The sequence below is a fragment of the Rahnella inusitata genome (assembly GCF_018288855.1).
GTDB classification, from domain to species: Bacteria; Pseudomonadota; Gammaproteobacteria; order Enterobacterales; family Enterobacteriaceae; genus Rahnella; species Rahnella inusitata.
In genome coordinates this window covers 876615-889531 of sequence record NZ_CP065024.1, presented here as the reverse complement: position 1 = coordinate 889531, position 12917 = coordinate 876615, and the positions used below count along the sequence as shown (strand labels likewise).

The following is a 12917-nucleotide window of genomic DNA, read 5'->3' as shown; positions in this document are numbered from 1 at the left end:
CAGAAAGAACTGAAAAAAAGGAAGTGACGAGTGCGCCTGATCCCCGCCTTGCTGATGAGTTTACTGCTGTCTTTGCCGCTCATGGCAGGCGCAGCGCCGACTGAAGATCAGCTTAAACAGGAACTGAAACAGGCGGAAGCCAACAAAGAAATGGCCAATCAGGCGCAGGTGGTTGAGGCATTGCAAAGTGCCCTCAACTGGCTGAACGAGGCCAAAGTGTCTGCCGGGCGCACGGCGGAATATCAAAAGGTGATCGATGACTTCCCGAAACTGACGCAGTCCCTGCGTCAGGAATTGCAAAATCAGCCTGAAAAGCCGCCTGCGGTCAGCACCGATTTATCCAGTGCCGAACTCGATCAGCAAATTCTGCAAATCAGCAGTCAGCAGCTTGAAGAAACCCGTCAGCTGCGTCAGGAGCAGGATCGCTCACGCGATATCAGTGATTCCCTCAGTCAGATCCCGCAGCAGCAATCCGAAGCCCGCAATGCGCTGGGCGATATCGATCAGCGTATTCAGGCGGCAGCGGCCACGTCTTCTATTCTGGCACAGGCTCAGCTTAGCGCTTTACAGGCGGAATCTGCGGCGCGTAAAGCAAAAGTTGATGAACTTGAACTGGCTCAACTCTCGTCGAATAACCGGCAGGAACTGTCGCGGATGCGCGCCGATCTTTACAAAAAGCGTGCAGATTATCTGGATCAGCAACTGCAAGCCTTGCGCAATACGCTCAATAATCAGCGTCAGCGTGAAGCCGAACAGGCGCTGGAAAAAACCGAGCTGCTGGCAGAACAGAGTGGCGAACTTCCCCATTCCATCAGCCAGCAATTGCAGTCCAACCGCGAACTTTCACTGGCGCTGAACCAGCAGGCTCAACGGATGGATCTGATTTCCTCTCAGCAACGTCAGGCAGCCGCGCAAACGCAGCAGGTCCGTCAGGCGATCAACACCATTCGTGAACAGGCACAGTGGCTCGGTGCGTCCAATCTGCTAGGCGAAACGCTGCGGGCGCAGGTTTCACGCCTGCCGGATATGCCGAAACCGCAACAGCTTGACCGCGATATGGGCCAGTTGCGCGTTCAGCGTCTGCACTATGAAGATTTACTCGATAAACAGGCGGTTTACCGTCAGGGGCGCCAGGACGATGGCAAACCGCTGACCCCCGCGCAGCAAAAAATTCTCGACGCACAACTGCGCACGCAGCGCGATTTGCTCAATTCGCTGCTTTCCGGCTGTGACACGCAAATTCTCGAATTGACCAAGCTGAAAGTGGCCAACAGCCAACTGGTGGAAGCGCTGAATGACGTTCATGAAGCCGCGCACCGTTACCTGTTCTGGGTTGCCGACGTCAGCCCGGTCGGCCTTTCTTATCCGATGATGCTGGCGCATGACCTGAAACGCTTGCTGTCTCTGGATTCGCTGAGCCAGCTGGGCGGCGCGGGAATGATGATGATCACAAGTAAAGAAACTCTGTTGCCGCTGTTTGGCGCACTGATTCTGGTGATCATCAGCATCAGTTCACGCAAGCACTACTACGCATTTCTGGCACGCGCCAGCAGCAAGGTGGGCAAAGTTACGCAGGATCATTTCTCGCTGACGATGCGCACCGTGTTCTGGTCGATACTGGTGGCGATGCCGCTGCCGGTGCTGTGGGCGGCGCTGGGCTTCGGGTTGCAAAGCGCATGGCCGTATCCGATTGCCGTGGCGATTGGCGACGGTGTGACCGCGACGCTGCCGATCTTGTGGGCATTTATGGTCAGCGCTGCGCTGGCGCATCCGCAAGGGTTGTTCGTCACCCACTTTGGCTGGCCGCAACGCGCCGTGTCCCGCGCACTGCGCTATTACGCGCTCTCCATCTGGGTGATTGTGCCGCTGATTATGGCGCTGATTACTTTTGATAATCTCAACGATCGCGAATTCTCCAATACCCTTGGCCGCCTGTGCTTTGTGATTTTGTGTCTGGTCGTCGCGCTGGTGACGCACAGCCTGAAACGCGCGGGCATTCCGCTGTACCTCGATAAGAAAGGTAACAGCGAGAACATGCTCAATAACGCGCTGTGGTGGATGCTGCTGGGTGCACCGATTGTCGCCGCGCTGGCTTCGCTGATGGGCTTCCTCGCCACGTCGCAGGCGTTGCTTGCACGTCTGGAGACGTCGGTCGCCATCTGGTTTGTGCTGCTGGTGATATACCATATTATCCGCCGCTGGATGCTTATCCAGCGACGCCGTATCGCCTTTGAGCGCGCCAAACAGCGCCGTGCAGAAATGCTCAACCAGCGGGCACGCGGCGAAGACGAAGGACACCATGCCAATACCAGCAATGAAGGCACGGTGGAAATCGAAGAACCGGTGGTCGATCTGGATGCGATCTCCGCGCAATCACTGCGTCTGGTGCGATCGCTGCTGACGCTTATCGCGCTTATCTCAGTGATCTTCCTGTGGTCTGAAATCCATTCGGCATTCTCATTCCTGGAAAATATTCATCTCTGGCAGGTAGCATCCACCGTTCAGGGCGTCGAAAGCATGCAGCCGATCACGCTGGGATCGGTGCTGATCGCCATTCTGGTGCTGATCATCACCACCCAGCTGGTGCGCAATTTACCGGCCCTGCTGGAGCTGGCGCTGCTGCAACACCTGGATCTGACGCCGGGCACCGGTTACGCCGTGCTGACCATCACCAAATACGTGCTGTTGCTGATTGGCGGCCTGGTGGGCTTCTCACTGATTGGGATCGAATGGGCGAAGCTGCAATGGCTGGTCGCTGCGCTGGGTGTCGGGCTCGGGTTTGGTTTGCAGGAGATCTTCGCTAACTTTATTTCCGGCCTGATCATTTTGTTCGAAAAACCGATCCGCATCGGCGATACCGTGACGATCCGTAATCTGACCGGCAGCATCACCAAGATCAACACCCGCGCCACTACCATCGCCGACTGGGATCGCAAAGAGATCATCGTGCCGAATAAGGCCTTTATCACCGAGCAATTTATCAACTGGTCGCTGTCCGATTCCGTGACCCGTGTGGTGCTGACGGTGCCTGCACCTTCGGAAGCCAACAGCGAAGAAGTGACTGAAATTCTGCTCAACGCCGCGCACCGCTGTTCGCTGGTACTGGACACGCCAGTGCCGGAAGCCTATCTGGTGGATTTGCAGCAGGGTATTCAGATTTTCGAACTGCGTATGCACGCCGCTGAAATGGCGCACCGTATGCCGCTACGCCACGAAATCCATCAGCTGATTCTGGCCGGATTCCGCGAACACGGCATCACCCTGCCATTCCCACCGTTCCAGGTGCGGATGGAAACTTTGCATCGCGCGCAGAATGGCAATAACGCGACCTTTACCAGCAGCAGTGGCAGTGGCAGTGGCCGTAGCGGTAACAGCTCACGTTCGCCGGGCGATTTATAAAAGAGACTCAGGGGCAGAATGTCTGCCCCTGAGCGTTACAACTCGGCGATGAGCGCCGCCGCCGCTTTGCGGTGCTGAGAAATCAGCGATTTGATATCCATATCCACGATCTGTCCGTCAATCACCCGCCATTTGCCGCCCACCATCACCCTGTCCGCGCGTTCAGCCCCGCACAATAACAGCGCGGAAATCGGATCATGGCTGCCGCTAAAACGCAGTTCATCCAGCCGGAAGAGCGCCAGATCCGCCTGTTTTCCCACCGCGATTTGCCCGATATCATCACGCCCAATCAGCTTCGCTGAACCTCGCGTTGCCCAGCCTAAAACCCGTTCCGGCGTAACATACTCCGCGCCATAACGCAGGCGTTGCAAATACAGTGCCTGCCGCGCTTCATACATCATATTCGACGCGTCGTTGGAGGCAGAACCGTCTACACCCAAGCCGATGGGAACACCGGCTGCTTCCAAATCGCGCGTCGGACACATGCCGGAAGCCAGCCGCATATTCGATACCGGACAATGGCAAATACCGGTGCCTGCGGCACCCAGACGCGTAATTTCATCGGCGTTGAAATGGATGCCGTGCGCCAGCCATGTGCGGTCATTCAGCCAGCCGACGCTGTCGAGATAATCCACCGTGCGCAGCCCAAACATATTCAGACAAAACGCCTCTTCGTCCAGCGTTTCGGCTAAATGCGTATGCAAACGGACATCTTCGCGCTGCGCCAGCATCGCGCTTTCACGCATAATTTCGGTGGTAACGGAGAACGGTGAACAAGGTGCCAGAGCTATCTGCATCCACGCGCCTTCGCCGCGCTGATGATAGCGGTCAATCAGCCGCTGGCTGTCGCGCAGGATAGTTTCACCGGACTGCACCGTCTGTTTCGGCGGCAGACCGCCCTGCTCCTCGTCAAGGCTCATCGAACCGCGCGTCAGTAAAGCGCGCATGCCCAATTCCCGCACCACTTCGACTTGCACATCGATCGCCTCTTCCATCCCCTGCGGGAACAGATAATGGTGATCCGTTGTAGTGGTGCAACCGGACAGCAGCAGTTCGGCCATCGCCACGCGGCTGGCCAGCCCGAGCGCTTCCGGCTGCAAACGCGCCCAGACCGGATACAACTTTTTCAGCCACGGGAACAACGGCACATTGACCACAGGCGCCCAGGCTCGGGTCAGCGTCTGATAGAAATGATGATGGGTATTGATAAGGCCGGGCATCAGCACACAGTCGGTGGCATCAAAAACCTGATCAACCGGCTGTGAAGGGCTTTGGCCGACGGCTAATACTTCAGTAATCTTCGTGCCTTCGATCACGATACCGCCGCGCGCATCCAGCTCATTTGCCGTGAAAACGGCCAGCGGATTCTGGATCCACGTACGTTGTATTGACATAACTGACATCCTTTTTTGGTCGGAATAAAATTCAAAAAGTGAGTCAGCTCAGTTATGCCCTGTCTGCTGATCCAGGGGCGCACGCGCGCGAAATCAGTGAACTTTAACTTCCCCGGCCACCACGCTGACGCGCTCGGCGGGCATCAGCAGATTCAGCAAAATGGCGACCACGCCGCCGCTGGTGACCGCATGGCCGAAGATATTCCCGACGATTTGCGGGAACTGCCCCAGCGCTTCCGGTACTGCTTCAATGCCCAGCCCGATACCGAAGGAGATGGCGATAATCAGCATTTCGCGGCGACCGACCGGCGACTGCGTCATGATGCGGATACCTGCTGCCACCACGCTGCCAAACATCACCAGCGTCGCACCGCCCAGTACCGGCGCGGGAATTTGCTGCAATATGCCGCCGATAAACGGGAACAGCCCGAGCACAACTAACACCCCGCCGATATACATGCCGACAAAACGGCTGGCAACGCCGGTCATCTGAATCACACCGTTGTTCTGCGCGAAGGTGGTATTCGGGAAGGAGGAGAACATCGCCGCAACCATGCAGCTGATACCGTCGGCCAGAATGCCGCCCTTCAGCCGTTTGCGGAAACTCTCACCTTCAATAGGTTGCTGCGAGAGCATGCAGTTTGCCGTCAGATCACCGACGGCTTCCAGAATGCTGATGAAAGAAACCAGCGCGATCGGCACGAAGATAATCCAGTCAAATTTAAAGCCGAATCGGAACAGTTGCGGCAGCGCAAACCAGTCGCCCTGCACGGGTTTTAGCGGCAGATGTCCGTTCAGCGCGGCGGCGACGCAGCCGACAATAATGCCCAATACAATCGAGGCCAGACGCACCCAGCGTACGTTGATCCGGTTACAGGCGACGATCACCAGCAACGTCAGCGCCCCCAGCCCGAGATTAGCCGGCGCACCGAAATTCGCCGCGCCGTGTCCGCCCGCCCAGTCGGTGATGCTGACTTTAATCAGACTGATACCGATCAGTGCAATCACCGTTCCGCTCACTAAAGGCGTGAATACCCGGCGCATCTGGCCGATAAAGCGGCTAACCAGCAGCGGGATAAACGCGGCAACAAAGTTCACGCCAAAAATCATCGCCATAATGTCTTCAGGTGAACCGCCACGGCTTTTCACCAGCATCCCTCCGGATAGGATTACGCCGAGAAATGCAAAGCTGGTGCCCTGCAGGCAAATCATTCCCGCGCCAACCGACATAAACCGGCGCGCCTGAATAAATGTTCCGATGCCAGAAGCCAGCAGCGACATGCTGATGAGATAAGGCAGATAGGCGTTAAGCCCGAGCACCGAACCGATAATCAGCGGCGGCGTAATAATCCCGACCACGCTGGCCAGTACATGCTGCACCGCCGTGAAAAAAGCCGGTACCGGCGCAATACGCTCTTCCAGTCCATAAAGCAGTTCTTTTTCGTTGGATTCTGACATAACTGGTTTCCGGGAAAATGAGTGATAACCCTGTTATGCATAAAGCAGGCCAGCGGCGAAATAATTTGCCTTAAACACAGCGCAGTGCCCGATTTGAGCGGATTGCAGAAAACCGTGCTCACTGAAACTTTAAAATCATCGCTACGCCATTTGGGTACTTTTGTTTCATGGAATGCGCCGTAATAGTGTTTTTGCACAATAAAAGGGCAGGAGGCGGGAAAGAAAGGGGGAATCAGAAAGACGCCCCGACCAGCAATCGGGGCTAACAGGAAAGCGTTGTGGATGTCAGGCGCGCGTGACCGGGAAGGCCAGCACGTCGCTCAGGCTGTTGGCATTCAGCGCAATCATAATCAGGCGGTCAACGCCCAGCGCCACACCTGAACATTCGGGCATGCCGTGTTCCAGCGCCGCCAGCAAATTGTTATCGACAGGATGCTGCGGCAGACCGCGCGCCGCACGTTTGCGGTTGTCCTGCTCGAAACGCTGACGCTGCTCGCGGCTGTCGGTCAGCTCGCGAAAACCGTTCGCCAGCTCGATGCCTTTGTAATACACCTCGAAACGTTCAGCCACGCGATGATCCTCAGTGCTGATTTCCGCCAGAGATGCCTGCGACGCCGGGAAGTGGTAAACGAATGCCGGTTTATCGCGGCCAATATGCGGTTCAACGCCCATAGTGAACAGCAGCTGTAACAGCGTGTCGCGGTCTTCTTCGGTGTCGGCAATATTGGACAGATCCAGTTTTGCCGCTGCTTCGCGCAGTTCTGCTTTATCGGCGGAAAGCGGATCGATATTCAGGTGACGAGTAAACGCCTGCTGATATGAAAGCTTTTCGCCGCTGGCACAATCAAGCACCTGTTGCAGTAAATCATCCACTTCATTCATCAGGCGGTACATGTCATAACGCGGACGGTACCACTCGAGCATGGTGAATTCAGGATTGTGATGGATACCGGCTTCTTCATTACGGAAACTGCGACCCATCTGATAGATAGGACCGCTGCCCGCTGCCAGCAGGCGTTTCATGTGGTATTCCGGGCTGGTCATCAGATACAGCGTCATGCCATCGGCGGCACCCGGCCCGACAAAACGGGTCTCGAAGGGCACCAGATGAATATCGGTCACCGTGGCCTGGCTCATGGCTGGCGTTTCAACTTCCAACACGCCGCGATCGCCAAAGAAACGTCGGATTTCAGTAAGAATGGCAGCGCGCTTCAGCAGATTGGCGACAGAAGCGCTGGGTTGCCAGCTGGCTGTTTCGCTCATGGTGATTTACTCCGAATTCAGAAAAGTCATGCAGTCTACCCGCATCCCCACGGGCAAACAAATATCTCATTTTGCGAACCCTGACGCAGATAAAGCCGAAATGCGCGTTCACATCAAATTACCACTTCTACCACTTAGGTATAATAATTCCCTTACAAACAATAAGAATATTACCCTCTGGGACAGCGCCTGTATGTCATCAGGGTTCACTAAACCTTCGATTCCGAAGGTGTTTCGCGGGTGTATCAAACCCGATTTCATGATGATAGTGGAGGAATGCAGTGCAAACCTTTAACGCCGATATAGCAATTATAGGTGCAGGTGGGGCGGGTTTACGCGCAGCTATAGCCGCAGCGGAAGCCAATCCTGACCTGAACATCGCATTGATTTCGAAAGTGTACCCAATGCGCAGCCATACTGTGGCAGCCGAAGGCGGTTCTGCTGCTGTAACGCAGGATCACGACAGCTTTGATTTTCACTTCCAGGATACCGTTTCCGGAGGCGACTGGCTGTGTGAACAAGACGTGGTAGATCATTTCGTTCATCAGTGCCCGACTGAAATGGCTCAGCTGGAAATCTGGGGCTGCCCGTGGAGCCGCAAAGAGGACGGCTCGGTCAACGTCCGCCGCTTTGGCGGCATGAAGATCGAACGCACCTGGTTTGCCGCCGACAAAACCGGCTTCCACATGCTGCACACGCTGTTCCAGACCTCTTTGAAATACCCACAAATTAAACGCTTCGACGAGCATTTCGTCCTCGATATTCTGGTCGATGACGGTCAGGTTCGCGGCGTGGTCGCCATCAATATGATGGAAGGCACCCGCGTGCAGATCCGCGCTAACGCCGTCGTGATGGCGACCGGCGGTGCAGGCCGTGTCTACCGCTATAACACCAATGGCGGTATCGTGACTGGCGATGGGATGGGAATGGCGTTCCGTCACGGCGTTCCGCTGCGTGATATGGAATTCGTGCAATATCACCCGACCGGCCTGCCGGGTTCCGGCATCCTGATGACAGAAGGCTGTCGCGGTGAAGGCGGTATTCTGGTGAACAAAGACGGCTACCGTTATCTGCAAGACTACGGCATGGGGCCGGAAACGCCGCTCGGCGAACCGAAAAATAAATACATGGAACTCGGCCCGCGCGACAAGGTTTCGCAGGCGTTCTGGCACGAATGGCGCGCCGGACGCACTGTCGAAACTCCGCGCGGCGACGTGGTCTACCTGGATCTGCGCCATCTCGGCGAGAAAAAATTACGCGAACGTCTGCCGTTTATCTGCGAACTGGCGAAAGCCTACGTCGGCGTAGATCCGATCACTGATCCGATCCCGGTGCGCCCTACCGCGCACTACACGATGGGCGGTATCGAAACCGACGGGCAGTGCGAAACCCGCATTAAAGGGCTGTTTGCCGTCGGCGAATGTTCTTCGGTCGGTTTGCACGGTGCTAACCGTCTGGGTTCCAACTCGCTGGCAGAACTGGTGGTCTTCGGACGCATGGCCGGTGAACAGGCCGCATTACGCGCAGCACAGGTGACAGATTTCGGCAATGCTGCCGCACTGGACGCACAGGTTCAGGACATTGAAAACCGCCTGTCGGCGCTCATGCAGCAGGAAGGTGATGAAAGCTGGGCCGCTATCCGCGACGAAATGGGTCTGGCGATGGAAGAAGGCTGCGGGATTTATCGCACCACGGAACTGATGCAAAAAACCATCGATAAGCTGGCGGAGCTGAAAGAGCGCTTTAAACGCGTGAAAATCAACGATACCTCCAGCGTGTTCAACACCGATCTGCTTTACACCATCGAACTGGGTCACGGTCTGGAAGTTGCCGAATGTATGGCGCATTCCGCATTCAATCGCCGTGAATCACGCGGTGCGCATCAGCGTCTGGACGAAGGCTGCACCGAACGCGATGACGTCAATTTCCTTAAGCACACGCTGGCATTTTATCAGCCTGATTCTGCGCCGCGTCTGGAATATGGCGATGTGAAAATCACCACGCTGCCGCCGGCTAAGCGCGTTTACGGTAGTGCAGGTGAAACTCAGGATAAAAAAGATAAGGAGCAATCCCGTGGCTAAAACGCACAGCCTGAAGGTTGAAATCATGCGTTATAACCCGGAGACGGACAGTGCGCCGCATCCGGTGGTTTATGACGTCCCCTACGATGAGACAACCTCCGTTCTCGATGCCCTCGGTTATATCAAGGATCATCTGGCGCCAGATCTTTCTTACCGCTGGTCGTGCCGTATGGCGATTTGCGGTTCCTGCGGCATGATGATCAACCGCGTGCCGAAGCTGGCCTGCAAAACGTTCCTGCGCGAGTATCCGCAAGGCATGCAGATCGAAGCGCTGGGTAACTTCCCGGTGGAACGCGACCTGGTGGTCGATATGACACACTTTATCGAAAGCCTGGAAGCCATTAAGCCTTACATCATTGGTAATCAACGTACCGTCGATCAGGGGCCGGGCAATCAGACACCGGCGCAAATGGAGAAATACCATCAGTTCTCCGGCTGTATCAACTGCGGCCTGTGCTACGCCGCCTGTCCGCAGTTCGGCCTGAATCCTGAATTCATCGGCCCGGCCGCCATCACGCTGGCGCATCGTTACAATCTCGACAACCGTGACCAGGGTAAAGCGCAGCGTATGCCGCAGCTTAACGGCCAGAACGGCGTCTGGAGCTGCACGTTCGTCGGTTATTGCTCAGAAGTCTGTCCTAAGCACGTCGACCCGGCCGCGGCTATCCAGCAGGGCAAAGTCGAAAGCTCAAAAGACTTCATGATAGCGAGGCTGAGACCGCAATGAGGGAGGAAAATATGACCACTCAAAATCAGCGCACAGCCAGTAAACGCAAACCCTATGTGCGTGAAATGAAGGCCAGCTGGTGGCAACGGCTGCCTTTCTACCGTTTCTATATGCTGCGCGAAGGGACGTCAGTGCCCGCCGTCTGGTTCAGCCTGTTATTGCTGGCGGGTCTGTTCTCACTGCGGCATGGACCGGAAAGCTGGGAGGGTTTTGTGAATTTCCTGCAAAATCCGATCGTGATGCTAATCAATCTGATTGCCCTGCTTGCCGCCTTGTTGCACACCAAAACCTGGTTCGAGCTGGCGCCGAAGGCCTCCATCATCATTGTGAAAGACAGGAAGATGGGACCTGAGCCGATCATTGCCGGTTTTTGGGGCGTGACCGTGGTTGTGACGCTGGTGATCCTTGCCATTGCACTGTTTCTTTGAGGAGGCGAAATGAAAAATACTCTGCCTAAACGTTCAGATGAACCGGTGTTTTGGGGGCTGTTCGGTGCCGGTGGTATGTGGAGCGCGATTTTCGCGCCGGTGACGATTTTGCTGGTGTGCTTTCTGCTGCCGCTGGGATTCTTCCCTGGTGATGCACTGAGTTACCCACGCGTGCTGGCTTTCGCACAGAGTTGGATTGGGCGTCTGTTCCTGCTGCTGATGATCGTTCTGCCATTGTGGTGCGGTTTGCACCGGATCCATCACGCCATGCACGACCTGAAGATCCACGTTCCGGCCGGTAAATGGGTGTTCTACGGTCTGGCGACGATCTTAAGCATCGTCACGATTATCGTATTGATCCGCCTCTGATCCGCCGCGATCTTGCCTTTCAGCGGCCCGCTTTCGGGTCGCTGATATATTCCCCCACTCTCTTTTCTTTTTTCTCTATTGTTACCTACACTTAGGTGATTACCTAAGGAAGGAACAACTATGCGTATCTGGTCAAAACTCGGTGTTATCGTCACGGCACTTTTATCCGTCGCTTGCAGCGTGACTCCGCCGAAAGACGTCAAAGTCGTCAATAATTTCGAACTCAACCGTTATCTCGGCACCTGGTATGAAGTCGCCAGACTCGATCACAGCTTTGAAAGCGGGCTTGAGCGCGTGACGGCAAATTACAGCCTGCGCGGCGACGGCGGTGTGAAAGTCATCAACCGCGGATTTAATCCGAAGAAAAATAAATGGCAGGAAAGTGAAGGTAAAGGTTACTTCACCGGTTCAACGGCGCGAGCGGCGCTCAAAGTGTCCTTCTTCGGCCCGTTCTATGGCGGCTATAACGTCATCGAGCTCGATAAAGACTATCGCTATGCGCTGGTGTGTGGCCCGGATAAAAGCTATCTGTGGATCCTTTCACGTACCCCTACGCTGGACGACGGTGTGAAACAGAAGTTGCTGCAAACCGCGCAACAGTACGGTTTTGATACCAGCAAACTCGTCTGGGTTAAACAGCCTTAAATTTTCCACCCTCCAGAAACAACACTGCCTGCATCAATGTGCAGGCAGACTTCAGTTTACTTCTTGTCATGAATGACGTTCACGCCAAATTATTGCGCACTTTTCTGAATGGCCTGGCCACCGGCAGAAACGTCTTCACCGACGCCGCGCGTGGTATTGCAGGCGGTTAACGCAGAAGACAAAACAAGAACAGATAAGATGGCGAGGATACTTTTCTTCAGCATATGAATTTCCTTCCTATAGGAGAATGTAAAGTACAACACATTAAGTGTAGTTAACTTTTCAGGAATGCAGGAAATCAGGAAGGTTTTTAGGAAAGTTGGAAGCTGGAAAAAAGGGACAACAAGGCTGAAGGGATCAGCCCGCGCGTGAAATCGCTCCACCCAGATGCTGGATGTCTTCACCAAAACCGTGAACCGTATTGCAGCCGGATAACGAAGCCAGCACAGTCACTGAAACCACGATAAGCATGATCTTTTTCAACATGAAAAACAAAATCCTATTCAACAGGTTGAGGCCGTAAAGCTGCGACAGGCTCTCACCTGAGGCAGCTTTCATCCAGCGGAATAAGTGACGAAAACTTATTTAACGCGGGAAACGTATTCGCCAGAACGGGTGTCACAACGGACGATTTCGCCGATCTGTACGAATAATGGAACTTTAACCACAGCGCCGGTGCTCAGGGTGGCTGGCTTACCGCCGGTACCCGCAGTATCACCTTTCAGGCCTGGATCGGTTTCTACCACTTCTGCTTCGATGAAGTTCGGTGGCTGTACAGCGATAGGACGACCGTCCCACAGTGTCACGATACATTCCGCATTGTCTTGCAGCCATTTGGACGCTTCGGACACGGTTTTTGCTTCAACGCCGTGCTGCTCGAAAGTCTCAGGGTGCATGAAATGGTAGAACTCACCGTCGTTGTACAGGTAAGTCATGTTGGTATCTACAACGTCCGCGCCTTCGCAGGAGTCAGTAGATTTGAAGGTTTTTTCTACACGTGTGCCGGTCAGCAGACGACGCATTTTCACGCGTGCGAAAGCCTGACCTTTGCCCGGTTTTACGAACACACTGTCTTCGATCGCGTAAGGCTCGCTTTCGAACATGATTTTAAGACCCGGACGGAAATCGTTGCTAGAATAAGTCGCCATGATGG

The 12917-nt window shown here is 55.1% G+C and carries 12 protein-coding genes; 6 read left to right on the top strand and 6 right to left on the bottom strand.

Annotated elements, in window-relative coordinates; genetic code table 11:
* Positions 1 to 30 precede the first annotated feature (30 nt).
* A complete protein-coding gene (gene mscM, locus I2123_RS04150) occupies positions 31 to 3399 on the top strand; it encodes a miniconductance mechanosensitive channel MscM (RefSeq protein WP_213051846.1) in 3369 nt (1122 codons plus the stop codon).
* Between the two features lie 35 nt (positions 3400 to 3434).
* On the opposite strand, the gene I2123_RS04145 is transcribed toward mscM, so the two are convergent.
* The 3 genes from I2123_RS04145 to epmA form a co-directional block, all read right to left on the bottom strand.
* Entirely contained in the window at positions 3435 to 4793 is a 1359-nt protein-coding gene (locus I2123_RS04145) for an 8-oxoguanine deaminase (RefSeq protein ID WP_213051845.1), read from the bottom strand.
* A gap of 93 nt (positions 4794 to 4886) precedes the next feature.
* Positions 4887 to 6251 (bottom strand): nucleobase:cation symporter-2 family protein, encoded by a 1365-nt coding sequence (locus I2123_RS04140; RefSeq protein ID WP_213051844.1) that lies wholly within the window; start codon positions 6249 to 6251, stop codon positions 4887 to 4889.
* Between the two features lie 285 nt (positions 6252 to 6536).
* Positions 6537 to 7514: an elongation factor P--(R)-beta-lysine ligase gene (epmA, locus tag I2123_RS04135; RefSeq protein ID WP_112167966.1), complete on the bottom strand. Its 978-nt coding sequence runs from the start codon at positions 7512 to 7514 to the stop codon at positions 6537 to 6539.
* Positions 7515 to 7795: 281 nt separating this feature from the next.
* Here epmA and frdA point away from each other — a divergent pair, with 281 nt between their 5' ends.
* The 5 genes from frdA to blc all read left to right on the top strand — a co-directional run bounded on the left by frdA (position 7796) and on the right by blc (position 11764).
* The gene (gene frdA / locus I2123_RS04130) at positions 7796 to 9595 is read left to right on the top strand and encodes a fumarate reductase (quinol) flavoprotein subunit (protein ID WP_213051843.1); all 1800 of its coding nucleotides are present in this window, start codon (positions 7796 to 7798) and stop codon (positions 9593 to 9595) included.
* The gene (locus I2123_RS04125) at positions 9588 to 10322 is read left to right on the top strand and encodes a succinate dehydrogenase/fumarate reductase iron-sulfur subunit (RefSeq protein ID WP_112167963.1); all 735 of its coding nucleotides are present in this window, start codon (positions 9588 to 9590) and stop codon (positions 10320 to 10322) included. The genes frdA and I2123_RS04125 overlap by 8 nt, the downstream gene beginning before the upstream one ends.
* Positions 10323 to 10333: 11 nt before the next feature.
* Positions 10334 to 10750: a fumarate reductase subunit FrdC gene (frdC, locus tag I2123_RS04120; RefSeq protein WP_112167962.1), complete on the top strand. Its 417-nt coding sequence runs from the start codon at positions 10334 to 10336 to the stop codon at positions 10748 to 10750.
* Between the two features lie 9 nt (positions 10751 to 10759).
* The gene (frdD, locus tag I2123_RS04115; protein ID WP_213051842.1) at positions 10760 to 11119 is read left to right on the top strand and encodes a fumarate reductase subunit FrdD; all 360 of its coding nucleotides are present in this window, start codon (positions 10760 to 10762) and stop codon (positions 11117 to 11119) included.
* A 120-nt stretch (positions 11120 to 11239) separates the two neighbouring features.
* On the top strand, positions 11240 to 11764 hold the full coding sequence (blc, locus tag I2123_RS04110) for an outer membrane lipoprotein Blc (protein ID WP_112167961.1): 525 nt from the start codon (positions 11240 to 11242) through the stop codon (positions 11762 to 11764).
* An 89-nt stretch (positions 11765 to 11853) separates the two neighbouring features.
* On the opposite strand, the gene I2123_RS04105 is transcribed toward blc, so the two are convergent.
* From I2123_RS04105 to efp, 3 genes are all read right to left on the bottom strand, one after another.
* Positions 11854 to 11988, bottom strand: a complete 135-nt coding sequence (locus tag I2123_RS04105; RefSeq protein WP_014333643.1) for an entericidin A/B family lipoprotein — start codon at positions 11986 to 11988, stop codon at positions 11854 to 11856.
* A 133-nt stretch (positions 11989 to 12121) separates the two neighbouring features.
* Positions 12122 to 12250, bottom strand: a complete 129-nt coding sequence (locus I2123_RS04100) for an entericidin A/B family lipoprotein (protein WP_112167976.1) — start codon at positions 12248 to 12250, stop codon at positions 12122 to 12124.
* 95 nt (positions 12251 to 12345) lie between these two features.
* Positions 12346 to 12912: an elongation factor P gene (gene efp, locus I2123_RS04095; protein WP_112167960.1), complete on the bottom strand. Its 567-nt coding sequence runs from the start codon at positions 12910 to 12912 to the stop codon at positions 12346 to 12348.
* Between the last annotated feature and the right edge of the window lie 5 nt (positions 12913 to 12917).

What these genes read in the sequence shown, in the direction of transcription:
- I2123_RS04145 (WP_213051845.1), bottom strand. Translation starts at nt 4,793, where the DNA reads ATGTCAATACAACGTACGTGGATCCAGAATCCGCTGGCCGTTTTCACG.
- I2123_RS04140 (WP_213051844.1), bottom strand. Translation starts at nt 6,251, where the DNA reads ATGTCAGAATCCAACGAAAAAGAACTGCTTTATGGACTGGAAGAGCGT.
- epmA (WP_112167966.1), bottom strand. Translation starts at nt 7,514, where the DNA reads ATGAGCGAAACAGCCAGCTGGCAACCCAGCGCTTCTGTCGCCAATCTG.
- frdC (WP_112167962.1), top strand. Translation starts at nt 10,334, where the DNA reads ATGACCACTCAAAATCAGCGCACAGCCAGTAAACGCAAACCCTATGTG.
- frdD (WP_213051842.1), top strand. Translation starts at nt 10,760, where the DNA reads ATGAAAAATACTCTGCCTAAACGTTCAGATGAACCGGTGTTTTGGGGG.
- blc (WP_112167961.1), top strand. Translation starts at nt 11,240, where the DNA reads ATGCGTATCTGGTCAAAACTCGGTGTTATCGTCACGGCACTTTTATCC.
- I2123_RS04105 (WP_014333643.1), bottom strand. Translation starts at nt 11,988, where the DNA reads ATGCTGAAGAAAAGTATCCTCGCCATCTTATCTGTTCTTGTTTTGTCT.
- I2123_RS04100 (WP_112167976.1), bottom strand. Translation starts at nt 12,250, where the DNA reads ATGTTGAAAAAGATCATGCTTATCGTGGTTTCAGTGACTGTGCTGGCT.
- efp (WP_112167960.1), bottom strand. Translation starts at nt 12,912, where the DNA reads ATGGCGACTTATTCTAGCAACGATTTCCGTCCGGGTCTTAAAATCATG.